Below are 17,492 nucleotides of genomic sequence, written 5' to 3' on the forward strand. Positions count from 1 at the left end.
CTAGCGCTCGCCCTCGTAGCCGTCCAGCCAGCCCTGGACTGCGCCCTTGAGCGCGCCGGTGGTGCTGCCGAGGTTGAGAATCTGGTAGCCGGATTCGACTTTCTCGTTCACGTCGTCCATCCCGAAGCCGAGGCCGCCGACGGGCACGTCCGCGTCGATGGCGGCGGTGCGAACGGTCTCCAGGGCGTCCCGTACGTCGGGGTGGTCGAGTTCGCCCGGGTGGCCGTAGGAGACGGAGAGGTCGAGCGGCCCGAGGAAGACGAACCCGAGTTCGGGAACCGAGACGATGTCCTCGATGTTCTCGACGGCCTCCTTGGTCTCGATGGTCGTGCCGACGACAGTCTCCGCGTCCTCGCGTTCGACGTAATTCTCCTTCAGTCCCCAGTGCCGCGCGCGCGGCGACCCGAGTCCGCGCTTCCCGGGTTCGCCGTCGTACGTGAAGCGCGACGACCGCACCGCCGCCTCCACCTCGTCGGCGGTCTCGACGCGCGGCAGGAAGACGTTCCGCACGCCCAGGTCGAGCGCCTTCCGCACCAGCGTCGGGTCGGTGTCCGGCAGCCGAACCAGGAGTTCGATGTCCGTCCGCTCGGCCGCCCGCAACAGGTCTTCGACCTCGCGGGAATCCCACGGGTCGGGCCCGCCGTGCTCGAAGTCCAGCCACACGAACTCCAGACCGAGTTCGCCGTAAAACTCCACCAGCGTCGGACTGTACGCGTTATCCAGAACGCCGAGCGCCACACCGCCGGAATCGAGCGTCTCCCGTAACTCGTTCACCATACTCACGCCTTCGCGCGCCGACGGAAAACCTCTACCGGCCCGCTCAGAGCCGGCGGTCGAGGAAGTCGTCCACGAGCGTGAACTGTCGAATCTTCTGGTCGATGTCGGTGGAGCCGTGGCCTTCCGCGCCGAGTTCCTCGTACTCGAAGTCGCCGTCCTCGTTCTCGGTCCACCCCTGGTCGAGGAGGGCGTCCCGGAAGACGCGCGCCTGGTCGACGGGACACCGCGGGTCGTTGACGCCGTGGACGATGAGGATGGGATTCCGGATGTCCTCGACGTGCGTGAGCGGGGAGCGCTCGCGCCAGAACGCCTCGTTCTCCTCGGGGTCGCCGAGCTGTTGTTCGAGCATGGACTGGAAGTGCGGCATCGAGTTCTCGTACATCCGGAGGAGGTCGGTGATGCCGACCTGGGCGATGCCGGTCGCCCACAGCTCGGGGTACTGCACCATCTGCCAGTACGCCGAATAGCCGCCGTACGACCCGCCCATCACGGCGACGCGCTCCGAATCGACCCAGTCGAGGTTCCGGAGCCACTCGCCGCCCGCGGCCACGTCGGCCTGCTCGCCGCCGCCCCAGTCGTTGTGAATGCGGTGCTTGAACTCCCTCCCCCGTCCCGTCGACCCCCGGTAGTTCGGCTGGAGGACGGTGTAGCCTCTGGAGACGAGGAACTGCGCGTACAGGTCGAAGCGCGGCATCGAGCGCGCGTGCGGGCCGCCGTGCACCATCACGACCGCGGGACTCGGACGCTCACCCGAATCGTAGAGGAGCGCGCCGATCTCCAGGCCGTCCTCGCTCTCGTACGTGACGTACTCGGACTCGACGAACGTCTCGGGGTCGATGTCGCCGTACTCGGGCGCGATGAGCGTCTCCGTCTCGCCGCTCGCGCGGTCGTACGCGTACAGGGTCTTGCGCTCGTCCGAGGTGGTGTGCGCCAGTATCGCCCGGCCCTCATTGTCGAAGTGTTCGTCGCCCGCGAGGCCGGCGACGCCCTCGTCGAGGTCGTACGCCGTCGCGTCGCCCGAATCGAGGTCGTACTCGACGGGCATCGTCGCCGCGTTCCGCACGCGCGAGGCGACGACGGTGTCGCCGTCGAGGCCGAACGCCGCCCCGGACTCCTCGTACTCGCCACGTGAGAGCCACTCCACCTCGTCGGTCTCGAGGTCGTAGACGCCGACCCGGCCGAGGTCGGTCGTGTTGTCGGAGACGAGGAGGCGGTCGCCGTCGGGATGCCAGTCGTTCGGGTAGGCCTCCGCGCCGACCTCGCCGACGTCGAGCTTCCGCTTCTCGCTGCCGTCCGCGTTCATCACGTACGCGTCCCGGTTCTCCAGCGCGTCCGTCTCGTTCGCGACGTACGCGACGCGCTCCTCGTCCGGCCCGAACTGCCCGCCGTGCACGGGCTGGTCGTACGCGGTCAGCCGTTCGGTCTCGTCCTCGCGGGTGTCGTACCGGTAGAGGTTCATCTGCTCGCCCTCGTCGCTCCCGTAGAGCACGTACCGGCCGTCGCTCGTCACGTCGTGGAACGCCGCCTGGCCGTCCACCGCCACGACGACCTCGACCTCGCCGTCGAGCGTCATCGCGTGGATGTCGTTCTGCTCGTCGCCGCCCTCGTCCTGGTGGAAGAACACGCGCTCGCCGTCGGCGTCCCACGCGATGGGCCAGCGCGCCGCCCGCGGGACGTTCCCGTCGCTCACCCGCGTGCGCTCGCCCGACGCGAGGTCTTGCACGTACAGTTCGTTCCGCCCGGTCTCGTCGTAGTAGAACGCCACCCGGTCGCCGTCCGGCGACACGCGCGGGTGGTAGAACTCGGGCAGGCTCGCGAGCTCTTCGAGTTCGACAGTAGCTGTCACGGAAGTGAATACTCGCGGACGGCCAAAAGCGTTCGCGTCCCCCACCTCGGTGGCCGATTCGGGAATCGACGGGCCTTACTTGCGGCCCGCGAACCACTCGGTATGAACGCTCCCGACGCGACCGAGTTCCGGCGCGGCGCGCGCGCCGTCCTCCCCCTCGTCCCCGCGATCGCGGGGTTCGGGCTAGTCGTCGGGGTCGCCGCCGGCAACGCCGGGTTCAGCCTCGCGCAGGCAATCGGCTTGTCGGTGTTCGTGTTCGCGGGCGCGAGCCAGCTCGCGACCGTCGAACTCGTCGACGCGGGCGCGCCGCTCGCCGTCGTCGTGCTCACCGCCGTCGTCATCAACCTCCGGATGATGATGTACTCCGCGTCCATCGCGGGCTACTTCGACGACGTCGCGGAGCGCTGGCGCGCCGGAATGGCGTACCTCCTCACCGACCAGGCGTACGCGCTCTCCATCAGCCACTACGGCGACGACCCGCCGAGCGACCCCCGCGGCTACTACCTCGGCGTCGCCCTCCCGCTCTGGATCGTCTGGCAGATAGCGACCGTCGCCGGCCTGCTCGCGGGCGCGAGCATCCCCGCGAAGTGGGGCGTGACGTTCGCCGTCCCCCTCGTCTTCCTCGCGCTCCTCGTCCCCGCGATGAACGACCGCCCCAGCACGCTCGCGGCCGTCGTCGGTGGTGGCGTCGCCGCGCTCGGCGCGGGCCTCCCGCTCAACCTCGGCCTCCTCCTCGGCGCGGTGCTCGGCGTCGCCGCCGCGCTCACGCTCGGAGGTGACGAGGCGTGAACGACGCGACCCTCTGGGGGCTCGTGCTGGTCATCGGGGCGGCGACGTTCCTCATCCGGTACTCATTCCTCTACCTCGTCGGCCGCACCGGCGACCTCCCGCCCCGCCTCTCGCGCGCGCTCGCGTTCGTCCCCCCGGCGGTGTTCGCGGCGCTCGTCGTCCCCGAGTTCGTCAGCTACGACGGCGTCCTCCACGTCGCGCCCGACCAACTCGTCGCGGGCGTCGCCGCGGCGCTCGTCGCCTGGTACACCGAGAACATGTTCGCCACAATCGCCGCCGGGATGCTCGCGCTCTGGGCGCTGCGCTTTCTCGTCTAGTCGAACGCTCTCCTGAGGGCGAGCAGGACGCCGCCGAGCATCGCGAGGTTCCCGAAGAACGCGAGACGCTCGCCGCTCGCGTCGCCCTCCTCGTTCCAGAAGTCGTGCATCGTCGCCGTCACCGTCACGAGGAAGCCCGCCGCCGCCGCCGTCGCCAGCCGCGGCAGCCGCCAGAGCGCGATACAGACGCCTGCCGCTATCATCGCCGCGGACGCGAGCGGCGCGAGCACGGACGGCATCGGAACGCCCGCCGACTCCGCGTACTCCACGTGGTCGTCGAGGTCGCGGAAGTCCTCGCTCGCCTGTAACGCCAGTCCGAGGCCGAGCGCCAGCCGGCCGAGCAGCCACGGTTTGTCGTCGCTCATACCCGACCGTTCCACGTCCGACACGAAAAACGTACTCCCGCTACTCCATCGAGAGGTAGGTCTCGGTGCTCTCGACGCCGCGGACGCGCTGGATGCCGTTCGCGCTCACCTCCTTCACGCCCGCGGGCGACTCCACGTCGAGCTTCGCGATGAAGTCCACGTCGCCCGCGACGATGTGCGCGTCCACGACGCCGTCGAGGTCGGCGATCTCGCCGAGGATGCGGTCGGCCTCGCCCGAGTTCGCCTTGATGAGGACGTACGCGACCACCATTCTCAGTTCACCCCCGAGGCCCGCGACGGCTCCTCGCCGACGAGTATCTGGCGCACGTCGTCCAGCGCGTCGAACTCCGCCAGGACGGCGATTCGGTCGCCGACCTCGAGCGTGTCGTCCGGCAGCGGGAGGCCGAGCGACTCCTCCTTCTTCCCGAACCCGAGCAGGCGGCTCCGCGAGGGGAGTTCGAGTTCCGTCACGGTGTACCCCTGCATCGGCGCGTCCGCCGTCACCGTGAACTGCACGACCTGGAGGTTCTCCGCGAGGTCCGCGATGGCGGTGACGTTCCCGCCGAGCAGCGCGTTCTTCGCGCCGATCGCGCCGAGGCGCTCGGGGTAGACGATTTCGTCCACCTCGTCCGCGTACTTCCGGTAGATGTTCTCCCGGTAGTCTTCGTCGATGCGGAGGACCGTTCGGCAGCCGTGCGCGTTCGCGACCATACACGCCGCGAAATTCACGTTCAGGTCGCCGGTGAGCGCGCCGACCGCGTCCGTCGAATCGAGGTCGGCGTCCACGAGCACCTCCTCGCTCGCGCCGTCGCCTTCGATGACCTCGAACCCCTCCGCGCGCGCCTTCTCGACCTTGTCCGGGTTGTTCTCGATGATGACTGCAGTGTGTCCCTCGTTCGCGATGACGCGCGCCGTGCGGAACCCCACCCGTCCGGCACCGATGATAACGAAGCGCATACTCCGAGTAGGCTCGCCCGGCCCATATAGGTTTGTGAACATGCGGCAAGCTTTTTGCGGACTGCCGGCGAACCCATCGGTATGGTACACGCGTTCATCATGGTGAAGACGGCCGCCGGGTCGTCCGCCGACGCCCGTGACGCAATCATCGACTTGGAGTTCGTCGCGGACGCGCACGTCGTCGCCGGCGAGTACGACGTCATCGCGGAGGCCGACGGGGACGCCGTCGGAGACGTGCTCAACACCGCCTCCACCGAAATACAGGGGCTGGACGGCGTGGAGGACACGAAGACGTACATCTCGATGTCCGCGTGAACGCTGTATCCCCTCCCTACTGCGCTACTCGGTCGCTTTGCTCCCTGCGTTGCTCCTTGAGGAAGGGGGCTTAGTGCCTCGATTCAGCTAAACGTCCGCGAGCGCGTCCTCGACGTCGTCCAGCACGTCCTCCGGCGGGCGCGTCGCGTCGATGCGCACGAACCGCGCCGGATCCCAGTCGATGAGCGTCTCGTAGTTCTCCCGGACTCGTGCGAGGAACTCCACCTGCTCGAACTTGTTCGTCGCGCCCGCCCGCGCCGCGCCCGTCTCCGGGTCGACGTCGAAGTACAGCGTCAGATCCGGCTCTCTGGTCCACGGCGCGTGAATCCCCCGCAGGTACTCCATCGGCCGCGGCACGCGGCCGTCGAGCGCGACGCCCTGATACGCGTACCGCGAGTCGGAGTACCGATCGGAGATGACGAGGTCGCCCTCCTCGAGGGCGGGCCGCACCACCCGGGAGAGGTGCGCGGCGTGATCGGCGGTGTAGAGGAAGGCCTCCGCGACCGCGTCCGCGTCGTCGTCGTCGATGGAGCGCTGGACGGCGTCGCCGTACCAGGAGTCCGTCGGCTCGCGCGTGAACACGGCGTCCTCGCGGTCGGCGCGGAGGGCCTCCCAGACCGTCGTCTTCCCGCTGCCGTCGATTCCCTCCAGCGTGATCAGCATTCACCGCTACTGCGTGGGGGAGGCCTAAACGGCTTCCGGGACGGGCGCACCATTTAGGGTACCGGCCCACCTCAGTCCTCGTATGCACGTACTCGTCACGGGCGGAACGGGATTCATCGGGACGCGACTCTGCGCCGAACTCACGGAGCGCGGACACGACGTGACCGCGCTCTCGCGCTCCCCCGAGGGAGAAGTACCGTCGGGCGTCGACACGTACGTCGGGGACGTGACGGCGCTCGACTCCATCAGGGGCGCGTTCGAGGGCGTCGACGCGGTCGTGAACCTCGTCGCGCTCAGCCCGCTGTTCAAGCCGTCGGGCGGCGACGAACGCCACCTCGAAGTCCACTACGGCGGCACGCAGAACGTCGTCGAGGCCGCCGAGGAACACGGCGTGGCAAAGCTCGTGCAGATGAGCGCGCTCGGCGCGGACCCGACCGGCCCGACCGCGTACATCCGCGCGAAGGGCCTCGCGGAGGACGCCGTCCGCGATTCGGGCCTGACCCACACCATCGTCCGGCCCTCGGTGGTGTTCGGCGAGGGCGGCGAGTTCGTCTCCTTCACGAAACTCCTCACGACGCCGTACGTCACGGGCCTCCCCGGCGGCGGGAAGACGCGCTTCCAGCCCATCTGGGTGGACGACCTCGTGCCGATGCTCGCCGACTCGCTCGACGGCGAGCACGACGGCGAGACGTACGAACTCGGCGGCCCCGAGAAACTCACGCTCGCCGAGGTCACCCGCCTCGTTTACCGCGCGGACGGGACGTCCACGCGCGTCCTCCCGATTCCGATGGCGCTCGCGAAGATCGGCCTCTCCGTCGCGGACGTGCTACCGGGCGCACCGATGGGTTCCGACCAGTACCGCTCGCTGCGGTTCGACAACACCGTCTCGGAGAACGACGTGGACGCGTTCGGCGTCTCAGCGGGCGACCTCCGGACGTTCGCGGACTACCTCGGCGTCGCGTGAAACCGCACGAACGCCGCGGCGTCGCCTTCGGCGTCAGTACCGCCAGTCTCTACGCGCTCCTCGTCGCCGCTCCCGCCCTCGGGTTCGCCCTCCCGCTCGGGTTCGCGGTCACCGTCGGCCTGTTCGCCGCCGCCTGCGGACTCTGCAGTGTGTACTTCCTCGCCCGCGCCCTCGGCGAACGCCTCGCAGCCTGAGTAATCACTGCCTAAACGACACGTTTAGACCCGTTCAGAACGCCGTATTCGGGCGTTTCAGCCCGTCATCTATTAACCCCATCAAAAGGCTTATCTCCGCCTTTGCACTCTTATTGGCAACGGTAGCCACCATGAAACTCGCAATGATCGGGTTCGGCCAAGCCGGTGGGAAAGTACTCGACAAGTTCCTCGAGTACGACGAGAAGCACGGCTCCGGTATCGTCCGGGCCGCTGTTGCCGTCAACACCGCCAAGGCCGACCTGATGGGACTCGACCACGTTCCGGAAGAGAATCGCGTCCTCATCGGGCAGTCCCGGGTGAAGGGGCACGGCGTCGGCGCGGACAACGAACTCGGCGCGGAAATCGCGGAGGAGGACATCGACGAAGTCCAGGGTGCAATCGACAGCATCCCCGTCCACGAGGTGGACGCGTTCCTCGTCCTCGCCGGACTCGGCGGGGGTACGGGAAGCGGCGGTGCGCCCGTGCTCGCGAAGCACATCAAGCGCATCTACACCGAACCCGTCTACGGCCTCGGCATCCTGCCGGGCGGCGACGAGGGAGGGATTTACACGCTCAACGCCGCGCGGTCGTTCCAGACGTTCGTGCGCGAGGTGGACAACCTCCTCGTGTTCGACAACGACGCCTGGCGGAAGACCGGTGAGTCCGTGCAGGGCGGGTACGACGAGATCAACGAGGAGATCGTCAAGCGCTTCGGCGTCCTGTTCGGCGCGGGCGAAGTCGAGCAGGGCGGCGAAGTCGCGGAGTCCGTCGTGGACTCCTCGGAGATCATCAACACGCTCGCGGGCGGCGGCGTCTCCACGGTCGGATACGCCTCCGAGACCGTCGAGACCTCCGGGAGTTCGGGCGGAGGCCTGCTCTCCAAGTTCACGGGCGGCTCGAACAGCCAGCCGGAGGACTCCGCGAACACCACGAACCGCATCACGAGTCTGGTGCGGAAGGCCGCGCTCGGCCGGCTCACCCTCCCCTGCGAGATCGACGGGGCGGAGCGCGCGCTCCTCGTCACCGCCGGCCCGCCCGCCTTCCTCAACCGGAAAGGCATCGAGCGCGGGCGGAAGTGGCTGGAGGAGCAGACCGGGTCGATGGAAGTCCGCGGCGGCGACTACCCCGTGCCGAACTCGGGGAGCGTCGCGGCGGTCGTCCTGCTCGCGGGCGTGACGAACGTCCCCCGGATCAAGGAACTCCAGCAGGTCGCCATCGAGGCGCAGGAGAACATCGACGAGATTCGAGACGAGAGCGAAGAAAACTTGCAGAACCTCGTCGAAGACGACGACGATGAACTCGAATCGCTCTTCTAGAGCGGTCGTCGCCGTCCTCGGTCTCGTCCTCCTCGTCGCGGCAGTCGCGCCTGCAGCGGCCGCCGTGCCGTCGATAGACGGGAGTGCGCCCGACACCGCAGAGGTCGGGTCGACCGTCGACCGGACGTACACGCTCACCGACCTGTTCACGGAGTACAACGAGTGGACGCTCACCGCGGAGACCGACCTCTCCGAGGTGACGTGGACGGTGACGACGTACGACAACACGGGCCAGCAGATCGCGCAGGAGACGTACACGGGCCAGTCGTTCCAACACGCGCTCGTCGCGAGTGACGGCGCGGTCCGCGCGACGGTTCGCCTGCAGGCGACGGTGCCCGAGGTATCGGAGTCCCTCTGGAGCTACGACCCGCCCCAGCAGTACACGGTCGCTGAGTTCGCACAAACCCAGCAGGGCGGATCCAGTACCACCATCAGCGAGTACCTGACGCGGCCGTACACGCAGCAGTCGAGTCAGGCGCGCACCCAGATAGACCAGGCGAAGGCCGCGATTCAGGACGCGGAGAACTCCGATGTCTCCGTTTCCGACGCGAAAGCGACGCTCCAGAACGCCGTTTCGGCGTACAACAACGCGAACTTCCAACTGGCGGTTGACCTCGCGAACGAGGCCGAACAGCAGGCTGAGGACGCGCTCTCGGCAGCCCAGCAGTCCCAGCAGACGACGCGGCTCCTGCTGTACGGCGGCGTGGCGCTCGTGGTCGTCCTGCTCGCCGCGGGTGGCTACCTCCTCTACCGGCGGAATCAGGGCTCGCAGGACAAGCTCGCGTAGTGCGCGTCCTCGTTCCGTTCGACGGCCGGAATCCGTGTTCCCGCCTCGCACCAGTTCTCGATAGCGACGAGCGCGGCGCGTTCGCCGCGTTGCTCCGCGACGACGTGTTGGACGCGGTGCGCGCGGCCGGCGGCCGCCCCGAACTCCTCGCGACCGCGCCCGTGGACGCCGACGTTCCCGTGACCGTGGACGACCGCTCGCTCTCCGCCGCCGTGAACGCCGTCCTCGACGCGGGCGAGGAACCGACGGCGGTGGTGATGGCCGACCTCGGGCTGGCGACGCCGCGCGCGCTCTCCCGGCTGTTCGACGCGTCCGGCGACGTCGTGCTCGCGCCCGGCCGGGGCGGCGGGACGAACGCGCTCGTCGTCCGCCACTCCGACTTCCGCGTGGACTACCACGGCGCGTCCTGTCGCGACCACCGCCGAGCGGCGCACGCGGTGGGCGCGAGCCTCCGCGAACTCGACTCCCATCGGCTCGCCACCGACATCGACGAACCCGGCGACCTCGCGGAACTCCTCCTGCACGGCGACGGCCGCGCTACTCGGTGGCTCCGGGACGCCGGGTTCCGCCTCTCGACCGGCGACGGACGGGTCGCCGTCGAGCGACACCCCTAAGCACGCGCCGCCGCGACTCTCGGGTATGTCGTCGTTCCTCTCGCGGTTCGCGCGCGCCGCCGCGGCGCTCGCCGCGGCTATCGCGCTCGCGGTCGTCGTCTGGTTCGTCCTCCAGTCCGCGCTCGTGTTCGTCGTCGAGGGCGCGGTCGCGGCGACCGCCGCCTCCGCGGCCGCGGCCGCGCTGGTGCTCGTCGTCTCCGACGTCTACCTCCCCATCGGCGGCGGCCCGCGCACCGACGTGCTGCGAACCCGGCCGCCCGTCGAGAACGCTGTCGACGCAGCGCTCGCCGGCGTGGTCGCGCTCGCCGTCGCGCTCGCGCTCGGACTCGCCGGGTACACGGACTGGATCGGCATCGGCGGCGGCCTCGCCGTCGGCTACCTCTCCTTCGTCGTCCGCCATCGCGAGGAGTACGCCGCCCGGTAGCGCAAGCGCTTTCACCGCGTACCCGTAACGCCTTCGCGAATGATTCCGGGCGCCGACGAGTACGACATCTCGCTCTCCGTCGCCGAGAGCGACATCGACGCCGCGCTCGCCGTCACGCCCGACGGCGTCGAGTCCGCGAGCGAGCTCACGTTCGCTCGGAACGTCTTCCTCCCGCTCACGACCGCCTGCCGGTACACCTGCACGTACTGCACGTACTACGACCCGCCCGGCCAGGCCGACCTGATGCGTCCCGACGACGTGCGGGAGGCGGTGCGCCGCGGCGCGGACGCGGGCTGCACGGAGGCCCTGTTCACGTTCGGGGACGACCCGGACGACCGCTACACTGACGTACACGACCAGCTCGACGAGTGGGGGTTCGACTCCATCCACGACTACCTCCGGCGCGCCTGCGAAATCGCGCTCGACGAGGGGCTTCTTCCGCACGCGAATCCCGGCGACCAGACGCGAGAACAGATGGAACTCGTCGCGGACGTGAACGCCTCGATGGGCGTGATGCTCGAAACCACCGCGGACGTGCAGGCCCACGGCGGCCCGCGCGCGAAGGTTCCCGGACAGCGATTGAACACGCTCCGGAACGCGGGCGAGCTCGGAATTCCGTTCACCACCGGTATCCTCGTCGGCATCGGCGAGGACTGGCGCGACCGCGCGGAGTCCCTGCTCGCTATCCGCGAACTCCACGAGCGCTACGGCCACATCCAGGAGGTCATCGTCCAGCCAGTGTCGAACAACGAGCGCTGGCGGGGCGGGTCGCCGGGCGTCGAGGCGCTGCGGCGCGCGGTCGCGATGGCGCGCGCGGTGCTCCCGGAGTCGGTGAGCGTGCAGGTGCCGCCGAACCTCGCGCCAGTCCGTGAGGTGCTCGACTGCGGCATCGACGACCTCGGGGGCGTGTCGCCGGTGACGGACGACTACATCAACCCCGACTACGAGTGGCCGGCGGTCAGAGAGCTCCAGGCCATCGCGGACGACGCCGGCGTCCCGCTCCGCGAACGCCTCCCGGTCTACGAACACTACCTCGACGACGACTGGGTGTCCGACCGCATCCACGCTGCTCTCGACGCCGACGATGCCGCGGGCGAGCGCTACCGCGCCGTGCTCGATTAAACCCAGCCGGCGAGGCGTTTCCTGAACACCGTGTACAGCACGGAGATACCGAGTCCGCCGAGCAACAGCCACCGCACTCGCACGTCGAAAACCACGAGGAGCGGGACGGTGACGATGACGCAGAGCGCGAGGTCGCGCGGGCTTCCGTCGTAGGGGATGACGCGGCGCGGCGGGAGCCAGCGCTGGCCGAGGTGGGAGTAGACGCCGCGGTGGTCGTCGCGTAGCCAGGGTTTCCGGCCGAGGCCGCCGCCGAGCACTTCGGTGAGGCAGTGGAGCGCGGCCGAGACGAGGAAGCACGCGACGGCGACGCTCACCGGCGTCGGGTACGCGAGCGCGACGAGGGTCGCGAGGAGGGCGAGCGCGGGGTAGAGTTCGGGATGGTGGAGCGTTTTCCTGTGCTCCAGGTAGAGGTCGAGGTCGGGGAACACGCCGCCCGCGTACCCCGCGTACGCGCTGGTGACGGCGAGCGCCGGGTCGAACCGCAGGACGACGAGCGCGGGGAGCACGCCGAGGGCGGCGTGCGTGGTCGCCATCACGCTAGAGGAGCGGCGTGCCGTCCGCCTCCGGCCCCAGTGTCGGGCCGTGCGGGCCGTCGCCCGTGACGCGGCGGCGTTCGGTGTAGTCCGTGGAGCGCTCGACGGGCACGCGACCGATGGCCGCTATCATCTCGACGTAGTCGTCGAAGCTCCGGAACTCGCCGTACTCGCCGCCCGCGCGCTTCGTGATCTCCTCGGAGAGGATGGTGCCCATGAAGTCGTCCGCCCCGCAGTTCAGGAGCTTCATTCCGTGCTCGTCGCCGTACTTCACCCACGACGACTGCACGTGCGCTACGTTGTCGAGGAAGAGCCTGGAGACGGCTATCATCAGTTCGTCTTCTTCCTTGCTCGCGCCGGTCTCGACGACGCCGTGCTCGTGCAGGGGCGTGTTCTGGTGGACGAAGGAGAGCGGGACGAACTCCGTGATGTTCCCCGTCCGGTCTTGGAGGTCGCGCACCACTTCGAGGTGTTTCACGCGGTGCATCGCGTTCTCGACGTGGCCGTACATGATGGTCGCGGTCATCGGCAGCCCGACTTCGGCGGCGGCCTCCATCGACGCGACCCACTCGCCGGTGTCGATTTTTCCGGGGCAGATGACGTCTCGCACCTCGTCCACGAGGATTTCGGCGGCGGTTCCGGGGACGGTGTCCAGTCCGGCGTCGTGGAGTTCGCGGTAGACGTGTTCGTAGTCCCAGTCCGCGCCGCGCTGGGCGTGCTCGACCTCCTCGGGCGTCATCGAGTGGACGTGCGCGCCCGTCTCCGCCATCCCCCGGATGTACTCCTCGTAGGTCGCGGGCGGCGTGTCGTACGCTCCTGGGGGCTTGTAGTTGAGTTCGGGGTCGTCCGGGTCGAGGAGTTCGTGGTGGTCGTCGTTCAGCGCGAGACCGGGATGGAGGCCGGACACGGAGGTCACCTCGTACACGCCGCGCTCGACCGCGTCCGCGACGATGTCCCGTGACTCTCCGAGAGTCTTGGTGAACCCCGCGTGCTCGGCGTCGTGCTCGGTCTCGAACTGGTGGGCGGTGTCCTTGAAGTTGCAGAACAGACAGCCGGTGTTGCAGGCGGTGGTGACGTTGTTGTTGACGTTCGCGACGAACGTCACCTCCTCGCCGACGACCTCGGCGCGCCGGCGGTCTGCGGCCTCCAGCACGAGCTCCTTGCGCTCGGGATCGATGCCGGCCGTGTCGGTGCCCGTGGTGATGAGTTCGACGCCGTCCGCGACCGAGAGGCGGCGGCCGTCGCGGGCGTTCGCGAGGGCGTTCTCGAAGGACTGGTCGGTCTCGGGGACGAACTCGTAGTCGAACTCGTCCGCCGAGAGCGAGGCGGCGCGCGACATACTCGTAGATGTCGGTCGGAGGTGAAAAACAGGCCGGTCGCGGGGATACACGAACGCGCATATTTCTCCACCGGAAACGAGGGGGTTTGGGCAGGGTAATGGAAACCGCTTTGTGAGTCGCGTCCGCTCTCCCCGGTATGACGAGCGTCAAGGATCTCCACGTCGACCGCGCCGCCACCGCCGACCGCCTCGGCCGCGGGCGGTTCGCGTTCACGGACGACTACTCCGTCTTCGACTGGGGGAAGATGCCCGACGAGATACCCGGGAAGGGCGCGAGCCTCTGCGCGATGAGCGCGTTCAACTTCGAACGCCTCGAAGCCCGCGGCATCCCGACCCACTACCGGGGCGTCGTCGCCGACGGCGAAACGGTCGAACTGGACGCGCTGGACGCCGACGCGGACGCGCCGGCAGAGATGGCGGTCGACCTCGCGACAGTCCCCGAGTTGCCGCACGACGGCCGCGACTACGACTACGACGCCTACTACGCCGCCGCCCGCGACAACGTCCTCGTCCCCCTCGAAATCGTCTTCCGGAACTCGGTACCCGTCGGGTCGAGTCTGCGGTCGCGCGCGACGCCCGCCGAGTGCGGCCTCGATCTCGATAGCTGGCCGGACGAACCCGTCACCCTCCCGAACCCCGTCGTGGAGTTCTCCACGAAGCTCGAAGAGGGCGACCGCTACCTCGACGTCGAGGAGGCCGAGCGCATCGCCGGGCCCGCGGACGTGAACGAACTCGAATCGGTCGCGCTCGACGTGAACGACCTCGTCACCGAGCGCGCCGACGCCGTCGGCCTCACCCACCAGGACGGCAAAATCGAGTGCGTGCTCGCGGACGGCGAAATCCGGGTCGCGGACGCCGTCGGGACGCTCGACGAAAACAGGTTCTCCTACGGCGACCAGCAGGTGTCGAAGGAGGTCGTCCGCCAGTACTACAAGCGCACCCAGCCGGACTGGGTGGAGGACGTGGCCGCGGCGAAGGCGCGCGCGGACGCGGAGGACGTGGCGGACTGGAAACAGTTCTGCGAACGCACTCCAAATCAGCTCCCGCGCTCGGTGGTTCGCGCGACGAGCGACCTCTACCGGGCGGGCGCGAACGCCTACACCGACACGTCCTTCTTCGACGCGCCCGCGCTCGACGCGGCCGTCGACGCCGTCCGCGACCTCTAACTTAGTCGTCGAGCGCCTCGTCCACGGGCATCTCGGGGTTCGCGTCGCTCGCGGGGTCGGGCAGGCCGAGCTGGTAGTCGTCGGCGTCCTCCCGTATCCGGGTGCGGCCGCGGTGGACGCTCACGTCGTCGTTCAGGTGGAGGGAGACGGCTTCGCGGAGCGCGTCCGCCTCCAGGGGCTGGCCGCGCGCCTTCACGTCCTCGACGGTGGCGTCGTCCGGCACGTCGAACGCGCGCTGCGTGATGATGGGGCCCTGGTCGAGGTCGGTCGTCACGTAGTGCGCCGTCACGCCCGCCACCCGGACGCCCTCCTCGACGGCCTGCCGGTACGCTTGCGCGCCCGGGAACGCCGGCAGGAGGCTCGGGTGGATGTTGATGATGCGGCCCTCGTACCGGAACACCACGTCCGGGCTGAGGATGCGCATGTAGCGCGCGAGCACCACGAGGTCGACGCCGTACTCGTCGAGGATGTCGAGCAACTCGGACTCGTCGGGCGTCCCGCTCCCGTCGCCGATGTCGTGGAAGGGAACGCCGGCGGACTCAGCGACCGGTTCGAGGTCGTCGTGGTTCCCGACGACGACCCGGATTTCGCCGTCGAGCTTCCCCGATCCCGCGGCGGACAGCAAGTCCTCGAGGCAGTGCGACTCCCGGGTAACGAGCACCGCGATACCCCGGGTCTCGCGGGCGTCCGGGAACCGCACCCGGATGTCGACGCCGAGGTCGTCCGCGAGGTCGTCGAGCGCGTCAGTGAGCGTCTCGCGCGTGCACACCATCTCCCGGGTGTCCGCGCGCAGCGTCATCCGGAACACGCCCTCCCGCACGGCCTGGTCGATGTCCTCGATGTTGATTCCGCGCTCGAACAGCAGGCTGGTGACGTTCGCGACGAGTCCGGTTCTATCGTCGCCGACGACCGTAATCTCCGTGTACTCCTCGGTCACGCGCACCACCGCCGTAGTCGAGTCATCACCCGTAGAAGGGCGGGGACGGCCAAAAGGATAGCCTTCCGCGCAAACCCTGGTCACTCAAAGAGCCATCGTGGTCTCCGGTAGGTAGTTACGGCGACCGGGACACGTCCCGGGTATGCAGCGACGAACGTTCCTCGCCGGCGCGGGCGCGGCGGGCGCGACCGGACTCGCGGGGTGTTCCGCCCTCTCGACGGAGGTATCGGCGACGACGCTCTGGATCGACGACGGCCGCGAAGTGTACGCGTCCTTCTCCGCGGACGGCGACGAGGTCGCGGCCGCCGGCGTGCGGTTCTACGAGGAGCGGGACGCCGGGGTCGTCCCGTTTCGCGCGTGGGTCGAGCGAACGGACGACGCGGCCTACGCGGACGTGCGCCTCGCCGTCACGCACGGCGACCCGGCCGGCGCGCTCTACATGCGGCCGCCGAGCGCGACTGAACGCCCCGCGTTCTCCTACACGCACACGAGCGATCCCGCGGGCGCGGTCGTCGCGCTTGACGACCCGGACGACGCCGACACGCTCACCTACGGCTTCTGCTTCGACCCGGAGGGCGGCGACACCGACCTCCGCCTCGACGTCGCCCTCACTCTCACCACGGGCGGCCTCCGACCGACCCGCTGGGCGTGCAGCGCCACCCGAACCCTCACCCCGTCCGCCCACGTCTGACCACGTTCGTGTAACACGACGCGTAACCACAATCGTTTTTGGGCACGAACGCGCTTCTCCGCGTGATGACCGCCTACACCGCGACGGTGACCGTCCGCCTCAAGCGCGGCGTCCTCGACCCCGAAGCCGAGACCACCAAGCGCGCGCTCGAACGCCTCGGGTTCGACCTCGACGGCCTCCGGTCGACCGACCGCTTCGAACTCGACCTCACTGCGGAGAGCGAGGACGCCGCCGCCGAGCGCGCGGACGAGATGGCGGAACGCCTCCTCGCCAACCCCACCATCCACGACTACACCGTGGAGGTCACCGAACGCGAATGACGGCTCAACGCCCTGATACCGCCGGTCTGCGAGTCCACGGAGGTGTCTCGCGGTGACCGTCGCTATCGTCCGCTTCGGCGGGTCGAACTGCGACCGCGACGCCCTGCGCGCGCTCCACCACCTCGACGTGGACGCCGAAATCGTCTGGCACGAGGACGGCCTCCCCGCGGACACGTCCGGCGTCGTGCTCCCCGGCGGGTTCTCGTACGGCGACTACCTCCGCGCCGGCGCGATGGCCGCCCACTCGCCCGTGATGGACGACGTGCGCGACCTCGCCGCCGACGGCGTGCCCGTGCTCGGCGTGTGCAACGGCGCGCAAATCGGGAGCGAGTCCGGCCTCGCGCCCGGCGCGTTCACCACGAACGCGAGCGCGCGCTTCCAGTGCGAACACGTCCACCTCCGCGTCGAGAACGCCGACACCCCGTGGACGCGCGCGTACGACGAGGGCGACGTGCTCTCCATCCCCATCGCGCACGGCGAAGGCCGCTTCGAAATCGCCGACGACCGACTCGACGCCCTCGAAGCCGAAGACAGAGTGCTGTTCCGGTACTGCGACGAACACGGGAACGTCGGTACTGAATCGAACCCGAACGGCTCGAAGCACGGCGTCGCGGGCGTGCTCGGCGAGCGCGACACCGTCGCCGTCCTCATGCCCCATCCCGAGCGCGCCAGCCTCCCCGATATCGGCGGGACGGACGGACAGGGCGTGCTCCGCGCGTTCGACTGACTACTGCTCGGTCAGCAACACGACTTCCACGAGTTCGCCGTCGTACCGCACGAACCGGCCGTCGAGCGCCTCGTAGGCGTCACGCACCCGCTCGTACTCCCCGCCGTCGAGTTCGACCGTCGCCTCGCCTGCGGACGCGGCGTCCCGCACCACCCGCCTGATTTCCTCGGTCTCGACCTCGTCGTAGTCCACGACGGTCGCGTTCGCGGGCGCGTCGGCGACCGTGCGGCCTTCCAGGTGACCGCTCCGCGCGTCACCGAGACACCCGGCGGTGAGCAGGAGGGCGCAGCACACGAATGCGACGGCGAGAGCGCCACGCATCGCTTGAA

Annotated in this window: 24 protein-coding genes; 14 read left to right on the forward strand and 10 right to left on the reverse strand. The window is 69.2% G+C overall.

The window, feature by feature from the left end; all coding sequences use genetic code 11:
• On the reverse strand, positions 1 to 777 hold the full coding sequence (locus FQU85_RS06375; protein WP_145845830.1) for an HpcH/HpaI aldolase/citrate lyase family protein: 777 nt from the start codon (positions 775 to 777) through the stop codon (positions 1 to 3).
• 43 nt (positions 778 to 820) lie between these two features.
• On the reverse strand, positions 821 to 2,623 hold the full coding sequence (locus FQU85_RS06380; protein WP_145845832.1) for a S9 family peptidase: 1,803 nt from the start codon (positions 2,621 to 2,623) through the stop codon (positions 821 to 823).
• A gap of 102 nt (positions 2,624 to 2,725) precedes the next feature.
• Between FQU85_RS06380 and FQU85_RS06385 the strand changes: the two genes are divergently transcribed.
• Positions 2,726 to 3,412 carry an AzlC family ABC transporter permease gene (locus FQU85_RS06385; protein WP_145845834.1) on the forward strand — a complete coding sequence of 229 codons (687 nt, stop codon included), beginning with the start codon at positions 2,726 to 2,728 and terminating at the stop codon, positions 3,410 to 3,412.
• Positions 3,409 to 3,729 carry an AzlD domain-containing protein gene (locus tag FQU85_RS06390; protein WP_145845836.1) on the forward strand — a complete coding sequence of 107 codons (321 nt, stop codon included), beginning with the start codon at positions 3,409 to 3,411 and terminating at the stop codon, positions 3,727 to 3,729. The genes FQU85_RS06385 and FQU85_RS06390 overlap by 4 nt, the downstream gene beginning before the upstream one ends.
• Here the strand turns inward: FQU85_RS06390 and FQU85_RS06395 are convergent.
• From FQU85_RS06395 to FQU85_RS06405, 3 genes are read right to left on the reverse strand one after another with little or no spacing between them, the layout of a single operon-like run.
• On the reverse strand, positions 3,726 to 4,094 hold the full coding sequence (locus FQU85_RS06395) for a DoxX family protein (RefSeq protein WP_145845838.1): 369 nt from the start codon (positions 4,092 to 4,094) through the stop codon (positions 3,726 to 3,728). The genes FQU85_RS06390 and FQU85_RS06395 overlap by 4 nt on opposite strands.
• 40 nt (positions 4,095 to 4,134) lie before the next feature.
• The gene (locus FQU85_RS06400; protein ID WP_145845840.1) at positions 4,135 to 4,365 is read right to left on the reverse strand and encodes an Lrp/AsnC family transcriptional regulator; all 231 of its coding nucleotides are present in this window, start codon (positions 4,363 to 4,365) and stop codon (positions 4,135 to 4,137) included.
• Between the two features lie 2 nt (positions 4,366 to 4,367).
• The gene (locus FQU85_RS06405; RefSeq protein WP_145845842.1) at positions 4,368 to 5,051 is read right to left on the reverse strand and encodes a TrkA family potassium uptake protein; all 684 of its coding nucleotides are present in this window, start codon (positions 5,049 to 5,051) and stop codon (positions 4,368 to 4,370) included.
• An 81-nt stretch (positions 5,052 to 5,132) separates the two neighbouring features.
• Here FQU85_RS06405 and FQU85_RS06410 point away from each other — a divergent pair, with 81 nt between their 5' ends.
• Positions 5,133 to 5,366, forward strand: coding sequence for an Lrp/AsnC family transcriptional regulator (locus tag FQU85_RS06410; RefSeq protein ID WP_145845844.1), 234 nt, complete (start codon positions 5,133 to 5,135; stop codon positions 5,364 to 5,366).
• An 87-nt stretch (positions 5,367 to 5,453) separates the two neighbouring features.
• On the opposite strand, the gene tmk is transcribed toward FQU85_RS06410, so the two are convergent.
• Complete coding sequence (gene tmk / locus FQU85_RS06415) at positions 5,454 to 6,029, reverse strand: dTMP kinase (RefSeq protein ID WP_145845846.1); 576 nt, start codon at positions 6,027 to 6,029, stop codon at positions 5,454 to 5,456.
• 82 nt (positions 6,030 to 6,111) lie between these two features.
• On the opposite strand from tmk, the gene FQU85_RS06420 reads away from it, so the two are divergent.
• The 7 genes from FQU85_RS06420 to cofG all read left to right on the forward strand — a co-directional run bounded on the left by FQU85_RS06420 (position 6,112) and on the right by cofG (position 11,450).
• A complete protein-coding gene (locus tag FQU85_RS06420) occupies positions 6,112 to 6,993 on the forward strand; it encodes a complex I NDUFA9 subunit family protein (RefSeq protein WP_145845848.1) in 882 nt (293 codons plus the stop codon).
• A complete protein-coding gene (locus FQU85_RS06425; protein WP_145845851.1) occupies positions 6,990 to 7,187 on the forward strand; it encodes a hypothetical protein in 198 nt (65 codons plus the stop codon). The genes FQU85_RS06420 and FQU85_RS06425 overlap by 4 nt, the downstream gene beginning before the upstream one ends.
• Before the next feature lie 131 nt (positions 7,188 to 7,318).
• Complete coding sequence (locus FQU85_RS06430) at positions 7,319 to 8,503, forward strand: tubulin/FtsZ family protein (protein WP_145845853.1); 1,185 nt, start codon at positions 7,319 to 7,321, stop codon at positions 8,501 to 8,503.
• A complete protein-coding gene (locus FQU85_RS06435) occupies positions 8,481 to 9,290 on the forward strand; it encodes a DUF4398 domain-containing protein (protein WP_145845856.1) in 810 nt (269 codons plus the stop codon). Before FQU85_RS06430 ends, FQU85_RS06435 begins: the two co-directional genes overlap by 23 nt.
• Entirely contained in the window at positions 9,290 to 9,904 is a 615-nt protein-coding gene (gene cofC / locus FQU85_RS06440; protein WP_145845858.1) for a 2-phospho-L-lactate guanylyltransferase, read from the forward strand. The genes FQU85_RS06435 and cofC overlap by 1 nt, the downstream gene beginning before the upstream one ends.
• Before the next feature lie 25 nt (positions 9,905 to 9,929).
• Positions 9,930 to 10,328, forward strand: a complete 399-nt coding sequence (locus tag FQU85_RS06445; RefSeq protein ID WP_145845860.1) for a hypothetical protein — start codon at positions 9,930 to 9,932, stop codon at positions 10,326 to 10,328.
• Between the two features lie 39 nt (positions 10,329 to 10,367).
• On the forward strand, positions 10,368 to 11,450 hold the full coding sequence (gene cofG, locus FQU85_RS06450; protein ID WP_145845862.1) for a 7,8-didemethyl-8-hydroxy-5-deazariboflavin synthase subunit CofG: 1,083 nt from the start codon (positions 10,368 to 10,370) through the stop codon (positions 11,448 to 11,450).
• On the opposite strand, the gene FQU85_RS06455 is transcribed toward cofG, so the two are convergent.
• Both FQU85_RS06455 and cofH read right to left on the reverse strand, forming a co-directional pair.
• Complete coding sequence (locus FQU85_RS06455) at positions 11,447 to 11,983, reverse strand: metal-dependent hydrolase (RefSeq protein ID WP_206022075.1); 537 nt, start codon at positions 11,981 to 11,983, stop codon at positions 11,447 to 11,449. The two genes, cofG and FQU85_RS06455, sit on opposite strands and share 4 nt — an antisense overlap.
• A gap of 4 nt (positions 11,984 to 11,987) precedes the next feature.
• Complete coding sequence (gene cofH, locus FQU85_RS06460; protein ID WP_145845866.1) at positions 11,988 to 13,322, reverse strand: 7,8-didemethyl-8-hydroxy-5-deazariboflavin synthase subunit CofH; 1,335 nt, start codon at positions 13,320 to 13,322, stop codon at positions 11,988 to 11,990.
• A 137-nt stretch (positions 13,323 to 13,459) separates the two neighbouring features.
• On the opposite strand from cofH, the gene FQU85_RS06465 reads away from it, so the two are divergent.
• Positions 13,460 to 14,488 carry a phosphoribosylaminoimidazolesuccinocarboxamide synthase gene (locus FQU85_RS06465; protein WP_145845868.1) on the forward strand — a complete coding sequence of 343 codons (1,029 nt, stop codon included), beginning with the start codon at positions 13,460 to 13,462 and terminating at the stop codon, positions 14,486 to 14,488.
• A gap of 1 nt (position 14,489) precedes the next feature.
• Here FQU85_RS06465 and FQU85_RS06470 read toward each other — a convergent pair whose 3' ends face one another.
• Positions 14,490 to 15,425, reverse strand: a complete 936-nt coding sequence (locus tag FQU85_RS06470) for a formyltetrahydrofolate deformylase (protein WP_145848765.1) — start codon at positions 15,423 to 15,425, stop codon at positions 14,490 to 14,492.
• Positions 15,426 to 15,567: 142 nt separating this feature from the next.
• Here FQU85_RS06470 and FQU85_RS06475 point away from each other — a divergent pair, with 142 nt between their 5' ends.
• The 3 genes from FQU85_RS06475 (at position 15,568) to purQ (ending at position 17,163) form a co-directional block, all read left to right on the forward strand.
• Positions 15,568 to 16,116 (forward strand): hypothetical protein, encoded by a 549-nt coding sequence (locus tag FQU85_RS06475; protein WP_145845871.1) that lies wholly within the window; start codon positions 15,568 to 15,570, stop codon positions 16,114 to 16,116.
• 65 nt (positions 16,117 to 16,181) lie between these two features.
• Entirely contained in the window at positions 16,182 to 16,436 is a 255-nt protein-coding gene (purS, locus tag FQU85_RS06480) for a phosphoribosylformylglycinamidine synthase subunit PurS (RefSeq protein WP_145845874.1), read from the forward strand.
• A gap of 52 nt (positions 16,437 to 16,488) precedes the next feature.
• Positions 16,489 to 17,163, forward strand: a complete 675-nt coding sequence (purQ, locus tag FQU85_RS06485) for a phosphoribosylformylglycinamidine synthase I (RefSeq protein WP_145845878.1) — start codon at positions 16,489 to 16,491, stop codon at positions 17,161 to 17,163.
• Here purQ and FQU85_RS06490 read toward each other — a convergent pair whose 3' ends face one another.
• The gene (locus FQU85_RS06490; RefSeq protein WP_145845882.1) at positions 17,164 to 17,484 is read right to left on the reverse strand and encodes a hypothetical protein; all 321 of its coding nucleotides are present in this window, start codon (positions 17,482 to 17,484) and stop codon (positions 17,164 to 17,166) included.
• Positions 17,485 to 17,492: the final 8 nt, after the last annotated feature.

The sequence above is a fragment of the Salarchaeum sp. JOR-1 genome, from assembly GCF_007833275.1.
GTDB lineage: Archaea > Halobacteriota > Halobacteria > Halobacteriales > Halobacteriaceae > Salarchaeum.

What these genes read in the sequence shown, in the direction of transcription:
- FQU85_RS06375 (WP_145845830.1), bottom strand. Translation starts at nt 777, where the DNA reads ATGGTGAACGAGTTACGGGAGACGCTCGATTCCGGCGGTGTGGCGCTC.
- FQU85_RS06385 (WP_145845834.1), top strand. Translation starts at nt 2,726, where the DNA reads ATGAACGCTCCCGACGCGACCGAGTTCCGGCGCGGCGCGCGCGCCGTC.
- FQU85_RS06395 (WP_145845838.1), bottom strand. Translation starts at nt 4,094, where the DNA reads ATGAGCGACGACAAACCGTGGCTGCTCGGCCGGCTGGCGCTCGGCCTC.
- FQU85_RS06400 (WP_145845840.1), bottom strand. Translation starts at nt 4,365, where the DNA reads ATGGTGGTCGCGTACGTCCTCATCAAGGCGAACTCGGGCGAGGCCGAC.
- FQU85_RS06405 (WP_145845842.1), bottom strand. Translation starts at nt 5,051, where the DNA reads ATGCGCTTCGTTATCATCGGTGCCGGACGGGTGGGGTTCCGCACGGCG.
- FQU85_RS06410 (WP_145845844.1), top strand. Translation starts at nt 5,133, where the DNA reads ATGGTACACGCGTTCATCATGGTGAAGACGGCCGCCGGGTCGTCCGCC.
- tmk (WP_145845846.1), bottom strand. Translation starts at nt 6,029, where the DNA reads ATGCTGATCACGCTGGAGGGAATCGACGGCAGCGGGAAGACGACGGTC.
- FQU85_RS06420 (WP_145845848.1), top strand. Translation starts at nt 6,112, where the DNA reads ATGCACGTACTCGTCACGGGCGGAACGGGATTCATCGGGACGCGACTC.
- FQU85_RS06430 (WP_145845853.1), top strand. Translation starts at nt 7,319, where the DNA reads ATGAAACTCGCAATGATCGGGTTCGGCCAAGCCGGTGGGAAAGTACTC.
- FQU85_RS06435 (WP_145845856.1), top strand. Translation starts at nt 8,481, where the DNA reads ATGAACTCGAATCGCTCTTCTAGAGCGGTCGTCGCCGTCCTCGGTCTC.
- FQU85_RS06445 (WP_145845860.1), top strand. Translation starts at nt 9,930, where the DNA reads ATGTCGTCGTTCCTCTCGCGGTTCGCGCGCGCCGCCGCGGCGCTCGCC.
- cofG (WP_145845862.1), top strand. Translation starts at nt 10,368, where the DNA reads ATGATTCCGGGCGCCGACGAGTACGACATCTCGCTCTCCGTCGCCGAG.
- FQU85_RS06455 (WP_206022075.1), bottom strand. Translation starts at nt 11,983, where the DNA reads ATGGCGACCACGCACGCCGCCCTCGGCGTGCTCCCCGCGCTCGTCGTC.
- cofH (WP_145845866.1), bottom strand. Translation starts at nt 13,322, where the DNA reads ATGTCGCGCGCCGCCTCGCTCTCGGCGGACGAGTTCGACTACGAGTTC.
- FQU85_RS06465 (WP_145845868.1), top strand. Translation starts at nt 13,460, where the DNA reads ATGACGAGCGTCAAGGATCTCCACGTCGACCGCGCCGCCACCGCCGAC.
- FQU85_RS06475 (WP_145845871.1), top strand. Translation starts at nt 15,568, where the DNA reads ATGCAGCGACGAACGTTCCTCGCCGGCGCGGGCGCGGCGGGCGCGACC.
- purS (WP_145845874.1), top strand. Translation starts at nt 16,182, where the DNA reads ATGACCGCCTACACCGCGACGGTGACCGTCCGCCTCAAGCGCGGCGTC.
- FQU85_RS06490 (WP_145845882.1), bottom strand. Translation starts at nt 17,484, where the DNA reads ATGCGTGGCGCTCTCGCCGTCGCATTCGTGTGCTGCGCCCTCCTGCTC.